We start from the raw sequence: 20,848 nt of genomic DNA, 5'->3' as shown, positions 1-20,848 counted from the left end.
CATGCTTCTTTAATTGAATTAATAAGCATAAACTCAAGATTAACCCAAATGATAAATTCATTGCTTGAAGATTTAGAACTTCCTGAAGAATTAAGCAACATTATTAATGAATTCACAAACACATTGGGCAGTGATTCAGAGTCAATCGTTGATGCTGTCAGAGGTAATTCAGAATATACAAGAAGACTTGAAGAATATAGTGCTAAACGGAAAGTTTATAGTGTAAATAACTCAACACTTAAAGATAGAAAAGCATTATTAGCCTCTGTTGAAAAAGATATTACTTCATTAGATGAAATTCTAGCTGATGACTCAAGTTCAAAAGCAGATTATGAAATTTATTTAGCTATTGAAAGTGAAAAAGATAAACTTTATGCACAACAATCAAGTGAAAGAAAAGCGCTTACAATAATAGGCGCTGAAGAACCAGAAAACGCAGATAGCACACATGAAGTTGATAATTTAAGATACAAATTAAATAAATTAATTTCTGATTACTATCAAAATGATGAAGTAATCAAAAAATTCCAAGATTACTTAAATCAATTAAAAGAAGCTACAAGTTCGGTCCAAACAGCTGCTAGCGCTTATGATAGTGCAAAAGAAACCGAAGGTTTAGATGCTGAATTACAATCATTCAATGATAAAATTGACGAATTAAACTCAATGGTGGGCAATTATGGCGAAATTTTAAAAGAAAAAGCCACATTGAAAACTGCTAAAATGTTGAATGAAGAAGATGGTACGTACTTTGACACCATAATTGAAAATGCTCAAATTGATGCCGGCGATTATGAAGAACAAGTTCCTGAAAAACTCAAAGAATATGTAAGCAACATTGATCAACAAATTGCTAAAATTGATGAAAAAATTAACTCGGTTAGCGCATTATTTGTTGAATTAAAACAATTTGATTCAGTACTTGATCAAAAATATGAAAACTTAAAACAAACTAGAGAAGCTTATTTAATAGAACTCCAAAACTTATACAAAGAAGCAGTATTGAAAGGTTATGCTTATATTTCTCAAGACCAATTAAGAAATGAAGATGTGCGTGATGAAATTCTTAAATTAGGAATTAAAATTTATAACATCAACGCGGCTTTATATGCACTTTCAGGTATAAAAGAAAAAATTGACACATATAGAACTAAATTCCAAAATATCGAAGAAGAATTTAATAAATTAAGTAATTCTGAAGAAATTCAAAATTCTCTAAACGCCTATGAAACAGCCTTAAAAGAATATTTAACTGATGAAAAAGTTAAAGAAGAAAAAGCTGGTGACATACTTTCTATTTTATTCTCAAGCTTAATTGAAGCTGATTTAGAAGCTGCTGAAGCTGAAGGACCTTATGGAGAACTTCAAGATTTAGACGAAGAAATTGAAGCGATGGAAAGTGAAGAAGGCTACGAAGAATATCAAGAGAAAGTTGCTCGTAGAGATGCTTTAAGAGAAGAAGCTCAACCATTAATTGATAAATACTACATTCTAAACCAAATTAAAGAAGGTTTAGAAGATAAAGCTACCGAAATGAGCCAAGCACTAGCATTCGAGTTTGAAGAAGATGATGAAAATGCTAGCGAATATCAAGCTGCAAATGATAAATTAGATAAGGCTTTTGAAGCTCAAGGCGCATATGAACAAGCTGTTTCAACAATAGCAACATTAGTTGAAGAATATAAAGCTTATTCAGCATTATTAGCTCAATATTACAACTATCCAGACAAATTAATTAAGCAATACAGAGATACAATTACTTTCTCAGCTGAAAATATTTTAAAAATTAGAAATGCTGATCTGCTAAAAGAATCGAAACAATTATCGTTAGTTGATAATGCCGACTTAGGTAAAAAATTAACAACTGCTGATGACTTAATTATTGCTAAAAGCAGAATGGAATTAATTGATATATTAACCAAAAAAGGTGTTTTAGCTTTAGACGCAACAAATGAAGAAATTGATAAAGTTATTCGCAAAATGGAATTAACTAATGTTAATAAAGTTAATACTCAACTTGTAGTTACTTTAAGAGAAGTTAGAAAAGTTGGAGAAAAAAGCTTTGATGAAAACTTCACCCAAAACTACTTGAAATTCAATGTTGATGCAAATAACAAAGATAGAAAAATCATTGATGCAGTTAATGATTTATTCAAATTAATAGGCCACAAAAGAGTTGTTATGCCTTCACTTCTTAAAGAAGAAGGTAACGTAAAAGACATTAAAACAGGCAAATTGGTAAAAGGCTACTCAATTTATTCAGATGCCTACCAAGACTTATTAAACACATTAGTTGAAGAAGTTCCATATGCTGCTGAATGATTAAATGGCGAACACTTAGTTGCTAAAGTTAATGATCAAGGTGTAATGGAATATGTTGTTGAAAACGGTGAATATTTAGGCTTTTCACGTGACACACGGATTGGTTTATGAGCAATTCTAAAAATGAGTGATCCAAACTTTAAAGGTGTGCCAACTGATTTCTTAAAATTCGTTGCTGCCCATGAATATGGTCACCACTTTACATTAAACGCTGCTAGCGATTTAGGTGACAAGGGCGATGACGCAATCTTTGTTAGTGCATTATTACCAGGTGCTTCACCACAAATTACAAGTTTCTATAACAAGAAAAATCTTGAACTATATTTAGCAGCTAGAACAAACTTAAAACTTAATACAGATCGTTTACTTGATGGAACTTATGTTGCTGCTGACTTTGGTGAATACCCAGTATTTAAATTACCAAAAGTTAATGAATCAGGTGAATTAGTATATGAACCTGAAAAAGAAGCTAACATTTGAGGAACAGAGCTTTATGAAGATGACATTGTTAAAGCAATGAAAAATCAAAAACGTCGTTTCTTACAAACTTTTGATGGCTTAAAAACAGCGCTTAATGATATTAAAGAAGAAAATGGTTTAACTGGTGACAATGAAAATAAATTAAAACTTTATGATTTATGAATCATGAACGCGCTTGACCAATATTCTGGAACAATTAACCCAACAGTATCTAATGGCATTGCTAAATATTTAGTTAAAGAAGAAGATGGTTCATACACATTCAAACCAGGTTCGTTAGAAATTCTTAAAGGCCAAATTAAAGATGGTCAAGGAAATGAAATTGCCTTTGAAACAGACTCAAAAGGCAATTTACAACCAAAAATTGTTGAGGGTGAAAAAGACTCAAATGGCAATTATGTGCTTATTACCAAAGTTCTTGTTAAGAATGCTGATGGCACATGAATTATTAACGTTCCATTAAATCAAAGATTTGGCTCACCAAATGATCCATACTATGATGCAGATGCTGTTAAATATGTAAATGACCAAATTAATAAAGTTACTAAAACAATTAAACAATTAATTGTTGAAAAATTCTCAATTAATGGTTGAAACACACCATCATCTGACTTAAGCATTGAGTCTAAATTCATACTTGATTGAGCTGAAAGAGGACTAATTTTTGAAGCTGGTGGTGAAAAATATAATGACAAAGCAAATAATGCTTATCGTGATATGGTACTTGCTAGAAATCCAGAAACAGGTGCTCCAGTTTCAACAACAAATAGATTTACCTTATATACAGCTTACAATGATGATGGAACAATTAATGTTAGTCAAACTAACGCGATTAGAAATTACAATATTTACACATCAAACCTTTACTTCACACCATCAATTTATAAATTAGCCTCATTCAATAACAATGAATTTTCAAGAGCTATGTTTGCAATGTCAAGAGCAGGAAGCAGACTTAACAATCCAGTTAATGGTGGTAATGGTTATGTAATGTTCCTTGACAAACAACACCAATACATGCCAAATGTTAAATACGCTGGTGTTTCTGACTATATTCTTAAATCAGATGCATGGGGCAAAGACTTCTTAGATCAATTAGGCATTAAATTGAACTTAAAATCAATGAACGAAGTTCAAAAATTAGCAATGGGATTAGCAGACACAGCATTGTGAATTACTTATGGTGAAAATGATGCCGTATTAGAAAAAGATCCTAATGTTGTTGGTCAATACCCTGACTGATCAAGTGTTGCTAAATTGAAAATTAATACAAGAGCCTTGGGCGCAACAATTCACAATAATTTATTTAACTTGTTTGGTAATGATGAAATAGGTAGAGGAAGCGAAATTCAATTTAGCGATATGGCTAAATTTGCTGAATTTGTCTCATTAGACTTTAAACAAGCCAGATTGGATAAAGTTAACAAAAGAGTTAATTGAAATATTGATTATGCAAAAACTAAAGTTAGTGATTTTGAAGCATTCAAACAAGCTTTAGCAAACGCTATAAATGCTAATAAATCATTAAGCGACAAAGAAAAAGAAGAATACTTAGCAATAGCAAATTCAAATGATGAACAAATTATTGCTAACGAAATCATGAGAAGATTTGGTGAAAGCAAATTGGCTCCTTACACTTCTCACTTGACAATTCAAGATATTATTGATAACAACGATTACGCTTGAATTTTTGACCAAACATATGGTTATGGTGATTACAAAATTGCCGGATTAAACTTAATTAAGCCAGATGTGGCAAAATGAGAAATTAGTTTAGAAACATATTTAAGCATGTATCAAGAATTAGCTGAACAATTCAAATATGTTGCTTCAAACAATGAAGAATTTAAACCAACAATGGCTCAATTCTCAATTTATGATGCTTTAATTGGCACAGGAAAATACCAAAGTTATACATCACTTAACGATGTTGAATTAACCCTAGGTAAAGCTACATTCATTAATGTTTGATCAGCAGTCTTTACTGCTAAACCAAAAACAAGCAGACCTTCAGATGATGTTGTTTCGTACTACGGTTCAAAAAACGATAGAAAATACAACGAAAAATTCAGTGATTATACATTTAGCTGAGCAGAAATTATTAACCGTGATAACTTACAAATAACTTATTCACCTTCAATGGATCAATTTGGCAACTTGCCTTCATACTTAACAGGTCTTTCAGAAGCAAACACAGGTCTTGAATATGTTGTTGATGGTAGTCCAACCCAAAAATGATTAGATAAAGCACTAAGTTTTGATAGAGGAGACACTAGAGGATCAATTAAGAAATCAATTAGCGAATATGAAAGCAATCTTAATGTTGAAGCACAAGACAAAGCACGTAATTTAAATATTAAATACGTTGCTCCAATCTTTGCAAATGAAAAAGATTTCATTGACGGCTATAACTACAATAGTTCATTCTTTGGTCAATTTAGATCAATTAATAATGGTTGATTAAAAGATAGATGATATCGTGAAATCTTAGACTTCAAACTTTATGATGATAAAGGTAAGCCAATTGTTAGTGAAAATATTGCAATAGAAAACTTAAAAGGCGAAAAAGTTCAAAACTTACCTGAAGCTTATTGACAATTCTACATCCAAGCACAAGGTGTTGGTAAAAGAGAGCTTTCTAATATTTGAAGAAATAGTGATTTAGATGCTGTGGCAATGTTTGGTTATTTACCAAGCGATGTTGCTGATAAAGCTAAATATTTAGCATTTAAAGATCTAGAAACTGGTGAAATTAAAACTACAGCAGTAAATCAAAACAATACTAATAATATGTTCTATTACAAAGAACAAAGGTTAGACAATGAAGCAAATTACGAAAAATACCTTGAAACAGGCGAAGGCGAAAATCCAAGACATACTTTAGCTGATGAAGAATACAATTACACAGATTCATTTGGCAACAAACATCAAGGTAAAGGATTTGTGGCATGAGTAACAGACTACGTTGTTATGTCAAAATACAGAAACAAATTATTAACCCCAGGTCATAAATATTATGTTTACTTTGCTTCAAATGAAAAAGGTGATTTCGCTATGGAACTTGATTTAGGTAATGTTGAATCGGTTTCAGAAAACGGTAAAACCTTTAAACAAGCTCCAGTAACAATTGAAAAAGCTAAAGATAATCAATTTGGTGAAAAATATAATGGCAAAGCAATAGCAGTAATTAAAGATCAATTTAATGGAATCATAGGATAGAAAGGAAAAATATGAGAAAAAGTAAATTATTCACATTAGCAATACCAGCAGTTTCATTAACTACTTTTGTTGCTGCTTCATGTGGTTCTACTAATACTTCTAAATTGACTCTTGACTATGATTTAGGTTTAGTAACCGAACCAATTAACTCACTTAATTACATTAAATTTGCCACATTATCTAAAGTTTTACCAACATTAGTTGAAAGCCCATTAAAAGGTGGGCCAAATGAAAGATTGAAAAAAGAATTAAACTTACCAGAAATTAGATTTGGTATATATGGTTTAGATAAAACCAGTAATTCTATGGATGAATATTTAGCTAATCATGAAGCCCCTGAAAGAAATGCCGATCGTTTCTATTCTCTTGACCAATTCGGCTCAACCACAGGTAATGTTGATACAAACAACACTGATTATCACCCAGTAGCTGGAATTTTTACAAACAACAATAATATTCTTTCATTAAACATTTTGCTTAATGAAGGTAGTAGTAAATGAAGCAATAATGACGACGTTTTAGCAGAAGACTATGTTGATGCATTACACTATATTTTGGATATTAATACCGGTTCACAAAACCAAACACATATCTTAAAATCAAAATTAAGAGCAAGTACAGAATTTGTTGATGCTCAACAAACTTACATTAAAAAATACAATAAAGCTTACATCAATCCATTTGCTTATCCAGAAGTAATTAAAGACAAAAACGGTAATTGAATTTATGATGTTTTCAATAAAAATTATCAACCTTGAACTTCACAATCAGCAAATGACGAAGAAGATGTGGCGAGAATTAAAAAATATGCACAAGAATTAGGTTTACATTCAGGAAGGCTTTACTGAAATCATTCAAATAAAGAAATTTTAAGCTCAGTTGCTTATTCACCTGATTTTGATCCGGAAGCTGAAGAAACTATTGTTATGCTTCCAAACCCAGAATATTCATTAAATCTTCATACTGAAGAAGAATTGAAAAAAATTCCGCAAAGAATTGCCACCAGAATTAGAAAATATTTATATTCTGATCCAAGACAAGAATATGCTGACGAATTTAGAGAATTAATTGATCAATCAAGAAGATTGAAAGAATCGCTTGATGCCAATATTACTTATTCAGAGACAAATGCGGAAAATTACAATAGAGCAGTTAATGAGCTTTACAAAGGTAGAGATACATTAACCAATGATGAAGTTGTGAATTTTAATGCTAAAAAATATAGAAAAAACAGAGTTTTAGCATTAGATGAATACACATTAAGATTTGAGTATAACGACACTGAACCTGCTTCATTAAGTAATGCCTACAATGATTTAACTGGTAATATTACACCGGTTAATAGAAAATTTGTTGAATCAATTGGCGGTATTACAGAATTTGGTTTAGATAAAAGTAAATTCTTGACAAATGGCGCTTTTGACATTGATCAATTAGTGTTAGGCCCACAAGGATTTATCTTATTAAAGAAAAATACTCAATATTATTCATCAGACAAAACCATTTCAAACAAAATTAAAATTTACTTTAGTTCAGATCCAAATGTTAATTCAGCAATGTATGATGATGGTTATATTGCCGCAACAAGAATACCAGCTGTTCAACAATTAAATTATTGAACTTCAAGTAAATATAGACCATATATGAACAAATCAACCGGATTTGGAACAATTGGTTTAGCATTCAACTTGGATAATGAAACAAGGCCAAATACATTATTAAGAGATAGATACTTACGTAATGCTATTTATTACGCAATTAACAGAAATGACATGTTAAATGTGGTTGGTTGAAACTCATCATATCCAGTTATAACTTGAACTGCGTTTGGTAATGCAGCTTCAAGCTTTGGTGATCCTGTTGAAGTTGGTTTTGACCACCAACACATGTTGGTTGAAAAAGCCCCTGAAGGTGCTAGTGAAGCTGAAAGAAGCATTCCAGTGCAAAATTACACTTATGTAGATCACTTAGCTAAAAACTATAACTTTGAAAATGTTGATAGAACCGATAAAGCTTATAGATTAGATATTGCAAGAGCTTATTTACAGGCATTTAAGGAAAGACACCCTGAAGTTTCACAAGTTAATTTGAAATTTATTTCAAATTCAACCGATGAACAACAAAATGCCGGAATTGGCTTGCAAGATTTAATGAAAAAAGCCTTTGGCGACTATATCAACATTGAAATTAAGAGCTTGCCAATTAACGTTTATGAAGATTTTAGAACTAAAGGTGAATTTGACTTGTTCTATCATAACTTTGATACATTTGGCACAGACGTTTATAGTTATGTTAATGTTTTCTTAAAACCAGACGAAATTGATACAGCAAATAATAAATCAACTGGTTTTAGAAACAACCCAGCCGGTTCTTGAACTTATGCTGATTACTTCGCTGAATTCGGCTATAAATATGACAAATCAAGCAATACAGTAGTTTCTGAAACTCCTGAAAAAGCAGAAGAAGTTAGAACAAGATTAAGAATTTCCGAAGACATTTGAAACAAATTATTAGACTTATCATTTAGAAGACCAGATGAAAGCATTGGTGATTACACCAAGAGATATTCATCATTCTTTACAAATCAATTTACCGAAAAAGAATTAGCAGAAAAATGAACTGAAAGAAGAGTATTCGCAGTTATTACAGCTTTTGAAAAGGTTGTTAGAGATGGTGCTCCAGTTGTGCCATTAATGGAAGTTGATACTTATTGAGAAATTTCAAGAGTTAATGGTGTAAGCAGCTTGTTCCGTTATTCATTACAATTTGCTTATGACATTGACAGACCACCAAGAGAAGGATTATCAAAAATCATAAAGGACAGTAATTAAGATGAAAAAAGACAAAGTTAATTATGAGTATCTGAATTCATTAGATCAGATACCTGAAAATCAGAAGAAAAAATATGTTTTAAACAATAAAGGTGTTTATTTTACAGGCAGACCACAAAAAAGGTTAAGCTGATATTTAAGATTGCTTAATCCGCAATCAACAGCTTTTAAAACTACTAAAACCATATCAAAAATGTTTTTAGAGTTCCTTCTTGTAGCATGGATAGTTATTACAATTACTTTCTTCTTAATCAACTCAATACCTGGTTCAATGGGAATTTTACAAGGCTTGAGTGATGAAGCTAAGAAGGCAGCTGAAATTAAATATGGACTTAATTTGCCTTTAATTCAAAGATATGGAATTTATCTAAAAAACCTTATTCAAGGGGACTTTGGTTATTCACTATCTGTTTTCCCAGGAGCACCAATTAATGATTTTATTTGAGTAAGATTCCTTAAAAGTTTCTATGTAGGTATCTTCTCAGTTGCTTTAACCTTATTAATTGGTATTCCAATTGGTGTTTATGTTGGTATGAATCCTGATAAATTGCCTGATCACTTAGCTACCTTAATTGTTTCGATTTTCTCATCAATTCCTTCACTTGTATTTGCTTTATGATTGCTGTTAATAGGTCGTTCGCTTAATTTACCTTATTTATTTAATGAAAAAGATATTGCCACCTATGTTTTACCAGGATTGGCATTATCGCTTGGTTCAATAATTGTTTATATTAAATATATTAGAGTTGAATTAAATCGTGAATTAAATTCACAGCATGCTAAATTCTGTTTCTTGAAAGGTGTAAGTAAAAGAAGATTTGTGTGAACACATGCTCTTAAACCTTCACTTTTCCCAATCGCTACATTCTTCCCTGTTGTTATTTTCGGTTCATTTATTGGTTCATTATTCGTTGAACAAATCTTCTTTATCACTGGTTCAGGTGGATTATTATTAAATGCTATTACTTCAAAAGACTTCAACATCATTTTATTCATGGTAACAATCTTCTCATTACTCACAATTCTTTCATATACCTTGCGTGATGCATTGTATAGAATTATTGATCCGCGGGTAAGAAGAAGAGGATAGAAAGGACAATATGGCTTTATTTAAAAAGAAAAATAGAGAAGTTGCTCCTACCAACAAAATGTCTGAAGCATTAGCACCAAATCCAATTCTGCAACCATTTAGTCATAAAAAATGAGAAATTATTGGAAATATTCTTAATTATTATGAAACTTCAAATATGCACAAAAGGCAAGGGCCTGTTAAGGAATTCTTTTATCGTTTCAGTAGGTCGTTTGCTGGTGTATTCGGCGCAGTAACATTATTAATTTTAATTGTGCTAGCGGTTATTATTCCATTCTTCACTCAAGACCCAACTTCAATGAATATTGAAGCAAGAAACCAAACTTATTTCACAGACGGACACATTTTAGGTACAGACGTTTTAGGGCGTGATTTATGAGCTAGATTATGATGAGGTTTAAGATACTCATTAGCATTATCATTTGTAGTTACTATTATCGAAGTGGCAATTGGACTTTCAGTTGGTATAGCAATGGGTCACTTTAGAATGTTTGATAAAATAATGACTTTCTTTATTAAAATCATTTCAAACGTTCCTTCAATCATTATTTTGATTGTGTTCACAATTGTGCTTAAACCTACTTTCTGAGTTATTGTGTTTGCTTTATCATTTACTTCATGAACAGGTATGGCAAACCAAATGAGATCACAAGTTATGCGTGCTAAAAACTTTGAATGAGTTAATGCTTCAAAAATTTTAGGTACGCCTACTTATAAAGTGTTATTAAATTACTTACCTGTTGTTGTGCCAATTTTGGTTACACAAATTGTGTTTTCTATCCCAGGTGTTATTCTTTCAGAAACATCATTAGCTTTCATTGGATTGTCAATTCCTTCGATTCCAACACTTGGTAATTTAATTACTGACGGTTCAAAAATTTTCGTTTCATCACCAAGATATGTTTTAATACCTTCATTTATGCTTGTTTTAGTGACAACATCAATTCAATTGATGTCAGCATCAGTACAAGATAGTTTATTAAGACAAAGATAGGAGTTTATTTATGAAAATAAAACCAATCAAAAAGAACTATAAAATAGCTGAAATTGAAAGAGTAAATATTAGAAAAAATTCTTCAACTTCAGAAGATTACGCAATGATGATGAAACACAAAAAACAAGCTCAAAAATTAGCAGAATTAACACAAGAAATAAGTTTAACTAGAAGTGAAGACAAAAATAACGAGATCAAAGAATTATTAACAACTCTTGAAGCTAACAAAAACAATTCAACAAATGAAGTTGAAAAAACTGAAACAAATAATCAATCAGTATTTATTAAACCAAAAGATGAGATTTCAAATCCACAAGGTTATTCAAAGAAATTTCATCAACCAATTATTTGAAAAACCAAAGAACAACCAAAAGATTTATTAATTGTTAGAAAAGATGAAAAAAATTCATTAGGCAAACGTTTCATTGACTTTTGAAAAAACTTATTCCATTCAACAAAAAACACATTTATTAAACTTTTACAATTATTAAGAATTAAAAAAGCACCAAAAGCAAATCAAGCTTTAATTGATTTCCAACAAAATATTGAAAATGCTAAAGAAGAAATTGTTTTTGGTAAAAAAGTTAAAGTAGCAGCGGAAATCGAAGATGTTTATTTAACTTTTAAAAACCCAGCTAACCCTAAAGAAAAAAACCTTGTGCTTAGAGGTGTTTCATTAAAAGTTTATGAAGGTATGGTTCATGCTATTATCGGTGAATCAGGTTCAGGTAAATCTGTTATTACTTCATTGCTTTATGGTTTAACTGGTTCAAATGCTATTATTGAAGCTGGTAAAGTTAAACTTTATGGTATGGAAGTTCAAGCTTTCAATTTATACAATTGAGAAAAATCTAAACTCAGAGGAAATATTGTTTCGGCGGTTTTCCAAAACCCAATGTCTATTCTTGATCCAACTATGAAAGTTGGCAAACAAATCATGGAAGGTATGTTAATTAACAAAATTGTTAAAAACAAAAAAGAAGCTTATCAAGAAGCTCTTAAATACCTTGAAATGACAAAAATTAATAATCCAGAAAAAGTTATGAAATTATATCCACATGAATTATCAGGTGGAATGATTCAACGGATTGCTATTGCTTCAATTATTTCTTTAAAACCAAAAATTTTAGTTATGGATGAACCTACTACTGCTCTTGACCCAACAGTTCAAGCCTTAGTATTAGACATTATTAGAGAATTGCAAGAAAAATTCAAAATTGCTATTGTCTTCATTACTCACGACTTAGGTGTTGTTTCATCAATTTCAGATTTTATTAACATTATGTATGCTGGTCAAATTGTGGAAAGTGGTACAAAAGAAGAAATCTTAATTAATCCACAACACCCTTATACTTGAGGTTTAATCGTATCAATGCCTGACTTTAATAAAGATACAAGATTACAAGTTATTAGAGGTGCAGTACCTTCAAGTCTTAATAATATTAAAGGTGATGCTTTTGCAGTACGTAATGATTATGCTTTAGGAATTGACTTTGAAACAGAACCTGATTTCTATCAAATTTCACCTACTCACTTTGTTAAATCAAATTTATTAAACGAACAATCTCCTGAATATCAACCACCAAAAATTATTAAAAACTTATGAGCTAAATATGAAAAAGCTTTAATTAAAATTAATCATTCAACAGCTAACACTTTTGTTGATAAAACAACTTATGAACATTATCTTCAAGAAGCTAAATTACACAATGAGCAAGTTGAAGCAACTCAAGAATTAGAAAGGACAGAATAATGGCTAAATACTACTGTGAAAAAGGTAAATTCGGCAAAAAAATCTGTCGTGAAATTGTTGAGGGAACTGACAAAATGTTAGATCCTAAAGGGAGAAATGTTTTAGTAGAAATCAGAAATTTAGATATTGAATACGGCCAAGGAATTAAAAAATTTACAGCCATTAATAATTTAAATTTAAACATTTATGATGGTGAAGTTTTAGGTTTAGTTGGTGAATCTGGTTCAGGTAAATCAACAACCGGAAGAGCTTTAATCGGTTTAACTCCACACCAATTTGGCTATATTAAAATTCTTGATAATATAATTCCTAAAAACATCGAAAAAGTTTCAAAACTTGGCAAGAAAAGAAAAAACATTATTGACTTTATGGTTAATAAAGTGCAAATGATTTTCCAAGATCCAACAAACTCTTTAAATCCCTATAAAAATGTTGAATACGTAGTTGGTGAAGGTTTATCAAACTTAAAAAATTCTAAATATATTTATTTAGTTACTGAAGATGCAAACTTCTATGTTGAATTAAACAAAAGGCTTGAAGAATTAAATGTTGCTCCTTTAGTAGAAAACTACAAACAAAAGTTAGAATTGGCTAAAAGTGAAGAAGACTCTTTCCAATATGTTTATGTAGATTTATATGAACAATTAAAAGCACGTAATTATATGGGTAAACAATTCAGTGAATTATTTGCTTGATATGACGAAGCAAAAAAACTGAGAGAAGAAAATGCTAAATTAAGTGAAAAAGAGTGTAAAAAACGCTTAATTATAGACATTTTAAAACAAGTTGGTTTAGATGACTCTGTGCTTGATAGGTATCCATTAGAATTCTCAGGTGGTCAACAACAACGTTTAGGAATTTGTAGAGCTGTTGTGTTACAACCTAAATTATTAATTGCTGACGAACCAATTTCTGCGCTTGACGTGTCAATTCAAGCCCAAGTTATTAACATCTTTAATGACTTAAAAGAAAAATATAATTTAACCATTTTATTCATTGCCCATGACTTAAGAATGGTTGAATATATTTCTGATAGAATTGCAGTTATTAACAAAGGTGTTTTATTGGAAGTTGGCCCAACCGAAGAAATTATTCACAATTCTTATCACCCATATACTAGAAGTTTATTGGACGCAGTGCCTTCGATTGAAAGTAAAAAAGGCTCATTGCTAGGCTATATTTATGATCCAGCAATGCATGGCTATGATGAAGAAAATCAACCTAAATGACAAGATTTAGGCAATGAGCACTTTGTTTTAGCCACCGACCAAGAATTAGCTGAATTTATTAAAATTAAGAATAATAAACAAAATTAAGCAGGTTTAATCCTGCTTTTTTGTTTAAATTGGCCTAAAAGCGTTGATAATTTACAGATATCAACAAAATCGATTTAATTAATATTAAATATTAATATAAAATTAAATAACATATGAATATAGGAATAGACATGGCAAAAATAAGCCGTTTTGCCAACAAAGATAAAGGCTTTATTGAAAGGATTTTGCATCCTAATGAAATTAAGTATTTGGAAAGTGTTCCAGAAAGTTTAAAAACCCAAACATTGGCATCATTATGAGCAATTAAAGAAGCAATTTATAAAGCGAATAATGATTATTCTTTTTATTCAAACTATGAATTAAAAAGAATTGACCACCAATGAAAGCACGAGAAATTTGCAATATCATTGACCCATGAAGATGATTATGTAGTTGCCGTTGCGATAGAGAAAAAGGAGTAGTTTATGAGTTTTATTTTTAAAATGATTTTTTGTTGACCTTTAATGCTTTGATATATGTGAAGGTTAAGGGCGTATGCTAGAAAATATAAAAAATTTCCTGCACAACACACACCACAACAAAGAAACAATTGATTGCTTAAAAGAGCAAGATTAATTTTGTGATTATATAACGTTAAAGTTCAAGTTGAAGGGTATAATAACATTCCAAATACTGGAGCAATTTTAACACCAAACCATAAATCAAATTTAGATGCTATTATTATGCTTTATGCTTTAAAAAAGCAAACTAAAGACGCATCAGTGTTAAATAAAATACCAAACTTTTTAGCTAAAAAAGAATTAGAAAAATCTAAATTAGCTATGGCTGCTATTAAATTGTCAGATTCAACTTTAATTGACAGAAACAATTTTAGAAGTGCTTTTGCTTCATTAGCGGAATTTGGAAGCGGAATTAAAGAAAGAAGAACTTACGGAGTAGTTTTCCCAGAAGGCACAAGAATAGATAGTGCTGAATTAGGCGAATTTAAAACCGGAGCTTTTAAAGTAGCAATTAGCCAATACCTTGCTGTAGTGCCAGTTGCTATTTCTGACACTAGAGAAGCTATGAAAAAAAGCAGAAGTAAAAAATTAATTGTTAAAGTAACATTTTTACCTGCTATTAAACCTGCAAATTTACTTGCTAGTCAACCTCAAAAAATTGCTGAAAGAGTTAAAAAGGCAATCGAGGGAGAATTAAACAATGAACAAAACTAGTATTTATGAAAATGTTGATAAAAAATATGACATTAAACTAGAAAATTTTGATGGCCCATTAGATTTATTATTGGCTTTAGTTCAAAAGAAAAACATAGACATAATGGAAGTTGATGTTTTAGAATTAGCAGTTGAATATTTAAGAATAATTAACGATTTAAAAGAGATTGAGATTGATATAGCTGGAGAATATTTAGTTATGGCTTCAACATTGTTGTTGTTAAAAACTAGAATGACACTCCATACCCCAGAAGAAAAACCAAAAATTGAAGAAGACAAACGTGAATTGTTGAAAAGGCTTTATGAATATCAACAATTCAAAGAAATTTCAAAAACTTTGAGAGAACAAGAAGGCTTGAGAAGAGAAATTTACATTAAAAAACCAAGCAATGTTGATGATTATATAGTTGATGATCCAGAAAACGACAAAAGTGCGCTTGAAGGTCATTCTAACCCAATCAAGTTAATCACCATTTTAAGAAAATTTTTCGAAAGATCAAAAGCTAACCAATTAAGAAAAACAAAGTTAAACCATTTTGATTTAACACCAAAAGATCAAATTCCATTTATTTTGAAATTATTCAGAGAGAATGAAAAGGTAACTTTTGAAATGATTTTTAGCCAGCCTTCTATAGAACATTTTGTTATTACATTATTAGCCGTTTTAGAATTAGCTAGAGATCAGATTATTAGAATTTATCAAGATGAGCAATTTGGGGAAATAACCTTTGAAAGAGGACCAGAATATGAAAAATAATATTTTAGAAGCTCTATTATATGTTCAAGGAGATGAAGGACTTGATTTAGAACAAGTTAAAGAAACTTTTTCACTTCGTAATAAAGCAGAAGCTAAAAAAGTTATGAATGACTTTATTAAAGACTACAATGCGCGTAATGGCGGTTTAAAAGTTGTTGAATTTAATGAAATTTATAAATTAGCAACAAGAGAAACATATAAAGAAAACATTCAAAAAATGGTTCAAGTTGTTAAAAAACACCGTTTATCAAATGCTGCAATTGAAGTGGCAGGAATTATTGCTTACAAACAACCATTAACCCGTGGAATGATTAATAAAATCAGAGGAGTAGCTAGCGACCAAGTGTTAAACACTTTATTAACCAAAGGGGTTGTTAGAGAAGCCGGAGTTAGCCCAACACCAGGGAAACCTGTTTTATATGAAGTAACAAACAAGTTTTTTGACTATTTTAAGATTAAATCATTAAATGAATTACCAAGAATGACAGAATTTAATTTCATTGATGTTGAAGAAGAGACAAATGAAGAATTCAACTTATTTGATAGCCAAAGAAGCGAAAACAATGTTTAATAATTAGGTGCTTTTTGCACCTTTATTATTTTTAGGAGTTAGATGAGCGCAAATTGAAAACATTTTGTAGTTTCAAAAAACAATGATCAAAAAAAGCTTTTAAATTTTTTAAAAGATGTTTTTAACTCTTATCCTTTAAGCCTTATTTATAGACTTTTAAGACAAAGAGACGTCAAAATAAATGACAAAAGAGTTAGTGATGAAAAAATTAAGTTGAATGCCGGCGATAAAGTCTCAGTATTTTTTGCTAATGATATTGAAAAGAAAAATGAAGTTGATTTAGACAAAATAAATATCGAATTTAAAATTGTTTATGAAGATTCTAATATTCTTTTAGTTGATAAACCAAACGGAATATCAATGCATTCTGAAACTAATTGTTTAGATCATCAAGTTTTGAAATATTTTGCTTATCGTAACGATATTGATGAATTTAAACCTAGCCATGTAGGACGCTTAGACAAAGAAACAAGTGGTTTAGTGATATATGCTAAAAATTATTATGCTCTTGCTGAATTAAATCGTAAAACAGCTTTTTTCGACAAAATTTATGCTTTCAAATCCAACTATAATGGTAAAGATAGAGAAATAATTTTAGACATTAGTAAAAATACTGAAGGTTTTTTAAACGCCAAATTAACCAAACAACAAAAAATTGAACCAAACATTGCCAAAACTTTTATTTACAAAAAAAATAATGCTTGATTTGCCAAATTAGAAACAGGCAGAAAACATCAAATCAGGTTATCAATGAAAAGTATTGGTTATCCAATTTGGGGTGATAAAAAATATAGTGGTAAAGAAGCAGAAAGATTGTTTTTACACTGTAAAACAATTAGATTCGCAAAATTAGAAGGTAAATTAAAATACTTAAATAATAAAGAATTTAATGTTAAAGTACCATGAAAGGAATAAGATGCAAAAAATAGATAAAGAAAAGCTAAAATCAATAGTGGCTTCAATTATGCTTGAACCCAAAAACGAAGTTTTAGATGCGATCATTGAAGAATGACACATTATTGAAAATAATTTAAGATTCTTAGATAAATTAGATTTACAAGATGTTAAGCCTTTAACTCATTTGAATGAAATTCCATTAGTTGACTTTTTAAGAGAAGATGTTGTTGATAATTCATTTGCTATTTCCAAAATGGAAGCTTTAAATAATGCTAAAGAACATGATGCGGATTATATTATTACTAAAAAGGTGGTTAAATAATGCAAATTAAAAATAAAGGTAATTTTTCATTAGCTTTAAATGAATTAAAAAATGACCAAAACAACTGTGTTACACATCTTTTTGACAATAATCAAAGCTTAAATGCAAACGGTAATTTAGCTAATGCTATCTTTACAATTAAAGAAAATTACGCAACTAATGATGCTCCTTCAACTGCGTCAAGTAATATTTTAAAGAACTTTAGACCTTCATATAATGCAACTGTAATTGACAAATTAATTCAAGCCGGAGCAGTGAAAGTTGCTAAAGTAAATTGCGATGAATTAGCACTTGGTGGAACTGGAACATTTAGCGCTAATGGATTAATAAGAAACCCATTAGATAAAGAAAGATTAGCTGGCGGTTCATCATCTGGATCGGTTGCTACTTTAACTGAAAATATTAGTTTTGCTTTAGGTTCAGATACAGGAGATAGTGTTAGATTGCCTGCTAGTTATTGTGGCAAAGTTGGGTTTAAACCTTCATATGGAGCAATTAGTAGATATGGTTTATTTGCTTATGCTTCTTCTTTAGACACTGTGGCTTATTTTGCTCATAATGTTAATGATATTGTTGCGATTTCGCAAGTAGCATATGGCAAAGACAATAAAGATTTTACTTCACTAGATGTTAAAATTGACAATGTTATTTCCCAAAAGCCTAATAAAATAGGTGTTTTAGATATAGAATGCTTAAATGACGCTTTAAAAGCACAATACAAAAATTTAATTAATGATTTAAAACAAGCGAATATAGATATTGAAATTATTCAACCAAATGTTGATATTTTAAGAGCTATTAAACCTGTTTATGACATTATTTCTTATTCAGAAGCTTCTTCTAATTTATCTAATTTAAACGGAATTGCTTTTGGTAATAGACAAGATGGTGAAAATTGAGAATCAATAATGATCAATACTAGATCTAATGGTTTTGGTAATATGGTGCAAAGAAGATTGACATTAGGTAGCTTTTTCCTTTATTCACAAAACCAAAAAGAGTTATATGTTAAAGCACAAAAAGCCAGAAGAGTAATTAAAAATTATTTAAATGATTTACATTCGCAATATGATGTGTTGCTTTTTCCAGCTTATGCGGATGTCGCAACATATATTTTTAAAGAAAATCCAAATTATGATTACATGGAATACATTTTGACAGGTTCAAATTTAGCTGGTAATCCTTCATTAACTATTCCTTTTGCTTCAATTAACAATTTACCAATAAATTTAGCCTTAGAAGGCAAAATTTATGAAGATGAAAAATTATTATCACATGCTTTATGAATCGAAGAATTTTTAAGTAATAAAACATATAAAGGAGATGAATAATGAACAATTTTGAAGTTATCATTGGCATTGAAATTCATCTCGAATTAAAAACAAAAACTAAAATGTTTTCAAGTGCAGCTAACGATTTTAATGCTTTGCCAAATACATCAATTAATCAAATTGATTTAGGTTATCCAGGAACTTTACCATTATTAAATAAAGAAGCGGTAATTAGCGGAATTAAATTAGCCAAAGCATTACAAATGCAAATTGATGATGAATTACATTTTGATAGAAAGAATTATTTCTATACAGACTTACCCAAAGGTTTCCAAATTACACAGTTTTATAGACCAATTGGTTCAAATGGTAAATTAAGCATTAAGACAACTAAAGGTGAAAAAGATATATTAATTGAAAGAATTCATTTGGAAGAAGACACTGCTAGACAATATCATGAAAATGGTGAAACTAAGTTAGATTATAATCGTGCCGGTGTGCCATTAATTGAAATTGTTACTGAACCAGTAATTCGTTCAAGTGAAGAGGCAGTTGCTTACATTGATATGATTAGAAGAACTGCTTTAAGTTTAGGAATTTCGGATGCTAAAATGGAAAATGGTTCATTAAGAGCAGATGTTAATATTTCTTTAAGACCCTATGGCTATACTGGTTTTGGCACAAAAGTTGAAATTAAAAACATGAATACTTTTAGTAATGTTAAGGCTGCTATTGATTATGAGATTGCCTTACAAAGCAAGAAAATTTTGACCAATGAGCCTATTTTACAGCAAACCAAGCGTTTTGATGAGGCCTTAAAAGAAAACGTTGTAATGAGAACTAAAACAGGTGAAACTGATTATAAATATTTCCCAGAACCAAACATTCCTTTTATTAAATTAAGCCCAGAATTTATTAACTCTATTAAATTAAATGAACTTCCTTGAGAAAAGGAAGCCAGATATATAAGCGAAGAAATTAACCCGATTTATATTAATAGCTTAGTTAATAACTTAGAATTAGCTGCTTATTTTGATTCAATTAATTATAAAAATAGAGACAAGTTATCAAAATTATTCTTCGCTGAAGTTGTGTCATTAGCCAATTCACAAGGAGTTGAAGTTGTTGATTTAAACATTAAACAAGCTCATATGGAACAAGCAGTTGAATTATTAGACCAAGAAATTATTTCTGGTAAGTCGTTCAAAAAATTAATTACATTATTACCTAATTATCAAAAAGAAAATCTTGATGAATTAGTAGAAGAAAATAATTTAAAACAAATTGTTGATAAAGATTTAATCAACAATTGAATTAATGATATTTTTGCTAATAACGAAGCTTTATTAAGTGAATACCCAAACCGTCCTGAAAAAGTTGTTAAAATGATTTTAGGATCATTAATGAAAATTTCAGGCGGGCAAGTTAGTCCAACATTGGCAAATGATTTAGTTTTAGAAAGATTAAACGAAAAATTTAAATAAATCAAGATAACACCATAAACTAGGACAAGTTTTATAGACAATTTATAAAAAACTCAAAGCATCTCAATATTGTTGAGGTGTTTTTCAATTTAACACAGATTGAAATCTTTCATTGTTATATCATTCAATGTAATCTTTGATAATGTTTTTGAGTTTATCAAAGCAAATTGTTTTGTAATTTACAAAGTTTAAACACTCAGATTTGATGTTTGAAAAGAAATATTCAACTTCCCTATTATCTAATGAATTTCCGACCCTGCCCATAGATACATTTCCATTGTTTTTTGCAACTACATCGAGATATTTAGATGATGAATATTGAAATCCGTGATCTGAGTGAAGAATTCAAGGTTTTTTAAACTTTAT

15 protein-coding genes are annotated in these 20,848 nt (G+C 29.9%); 14 read left to right on the top strand and 1 reads right to left on the bottom strand.

The features are described from left to right. Positions 1-48 precede the first annotated feature (48 nt). The 14 genes from T395_RS0101555 to gatB all read left to right on the top strand — a co-directional run bounded on the left by T395_RS0101555 (position 49) and on the right by gatB (position 20,482). Complete coding sequence (locus T395_RS0101555) at positions 49-6,021, top strand: hypothetical protein (RefSeq protein WP_051617793.1); 5,973 nt, start codon at positions 49-51, stop codon at positions 6,019-6,021. Between the two features lie 11 nt (positions 6,022-6,032). Continuing rightward, a complete protein-coding gene (locus T395_RS0101550; protein ID WP_029512752.1) occupies positions 6,033-8,852 on the top strand; it encodes an ABC transporter substrate-binding protein in 2,820 nt (939 codons plus the stop codon). Position 8,853: 1 nt separating this feature from the next. Further along, positions 8,854-9,942, top strand: coding sequence for an ABC transporter permease (locus T395_RS0101545; protein WP_029512751.1), 1,089 nt, complete (start codon positions 8,854-8,856; stop codon positions 9,940-9,942). A gap of 10 nt (positions 9,943-9,952) precedes the next feature. Beyond that, the gene (locus T395_RS0101540) at positions 9,953-10,936 is read left to right on the top strand and encodes an ABC transporter permease (RefSeq protein ID WP_029512750.1); all 984 of its coding nucleotides are present in this window, start codon (positions 9,953-9,955) and stop codon (positions 10,934-10,936) included. A 10-nt stretch (positions 10,937-10,946) separates the two neighbouring features. Next, positions 10,947-12,689 (top strand): ABC transporter ATP-binding protein, encoded by a 1,743-nt coding sequence (locus T395_RS0101535; protein ID WP_156933069.1) that lies wholly within the window; start codon positions 10,947-10,949, stop codon positions 12,687-12,689. Further along, positions 12,689-14,005 carry an ABC transporter ATP-binding protein gene (locus tag T395_RS0101530; protein ID WP_029512748.1) on the top strand — a complete coding sequence of 439 codons (1,317 nt, stop codon included), beginning with the start codon at positions 12,689-12,691 and terminating at the stop codon, positions 14,003-14,005. Before T395_RS0101535 ends, T395_RS0101530 begins: the two co-directional genes overlap by 1 nt. Positions 14,006-14,136: 131 nt before the next feature. Next, positions 14,137-14,427 (top strand): 4'-phosphopantetheinyl transferase superfamily protein, encoded by a 291-nt coding sequence (locus T395_RS0101525; RefSeq protein WP_245599329.1) that lies wholly within the window; start codon positions 14,137-14,139, stop codon positions 14,425-14,427. A 3-nt stretch (positions 14,428-14,430) separates the two neighbouring features. After that, positions 14,431-15,180: a lysophospholipid acyltransferase family protein gene (locus T395_RS0101520; protein WP_029512746.1), complete on the top strand. Its 750-nt coding sequence runs from the start codon at positions 14,431-14,433 to the stop codon at positions 15,178-15,180. After that, complete coding sequence (locus T395_RS0101515) at positions 15,167-15,937, top strand: segregation/condensation protein A (RefSeq protein ID WP_029512745.1); 771 nt, start codon at positions 15,167-15,169, stop codon at positions 15,935-15,937. Before T395_RS0101520 ends, T395_RS0101515 begins: the two co-directional genes overlap by 14 nt. After that, positions 15,927-16,508, top strand: coding sequence for an SMC-Scp complex subunit ScpB (gene scpB / locus T395_RS0101510; protein WP_029512744.1), 582 nt, complete (start codon positions 15,927-15,929; stop codon positions 16,506-16,508). Before T395_RS0101515 ends, scpB begins: the two co-directional genes overlap by 11 nt. A gap of 42 nt (positions 16,509-16,550) precedes the next feature. Continuing rightward, positions 16,551-17,423, top strand: coding sequence for a pseudouridine synthase (locus T395_RS0101505; protein ID WP_029512743.1), 873 nt, complete (start codon positions 16,551-16,553; stop codon positions 17,421-17,423). Position 17,424: 1 nt separating this feature from the next. Then, entirely contained in the window at positions 17,425-17,727 is a 303-nt protein-coding gene (locus T395_RS0101500) for an Asp-tRNA(Asn)/Glu-tRNA(Gln) amidotransferase subunit GatC (RefSeq protein ID WP_029512742.1), read from the top strand. After that, on the top strand, positions 17,727-19,058 hold the full coding sequence (locus T395_RS0101495; protein WP_029512741.1) for an amidase family protein: 1,332 nt from the start codon (positions 17,727-17,729) through the stop codon (positions 19,056-19,058). Before T395_RS0101500 ends, T395_RS0101495 begins: the two co-directional genes overlap by 1 nt. Beyond that, on the top strand, positions 19,058-20,482 hold the full coding sequence (gene gatB, locus T395_RS0101490) for an Asp-tRNA(Asn)/Glu-tRNA(Gln) amidotransferase subunit GatB (protein ID WP_029512740.1): 1,425 nt from the start codon (positions 19,058-19,060) through the stop codon (positions 20,480-20,482). Before T395_RS0101495 ends, gatB begins: the two co-directional genes overlap by 1 nt. A gap of 42 nt (positions 20,483-20,524) precedes the next feature. On the opposite strand, the gene T395_RS03675 is transcribed toward gatB, so the two are convergent. Further along, on the bottom strand, positions 20,525-20,848 hold a 324-nt coding region (locus T395_RS03675; RefSeq protein WP_029512590.1), incomplete at its 5' end, for an IS3 family transposase.

The sequence above is a fragment of the Mycoplasmopsis iners ATCC 19705 genome (genome assembly GCF_000701805.1).
GTDB classification, from domain to species: Bacteria; Bacillota_I; Bacilli_A; order Mycoplasmatales; family Metamycoplasmataceae; genus Mycoplasmopsis; species Mycoplasmopsis iners.
Note: the sequence above shows the minus strand (reverse complement) of the source record. Positions and strands in the feature narration are given on the sequence as shown.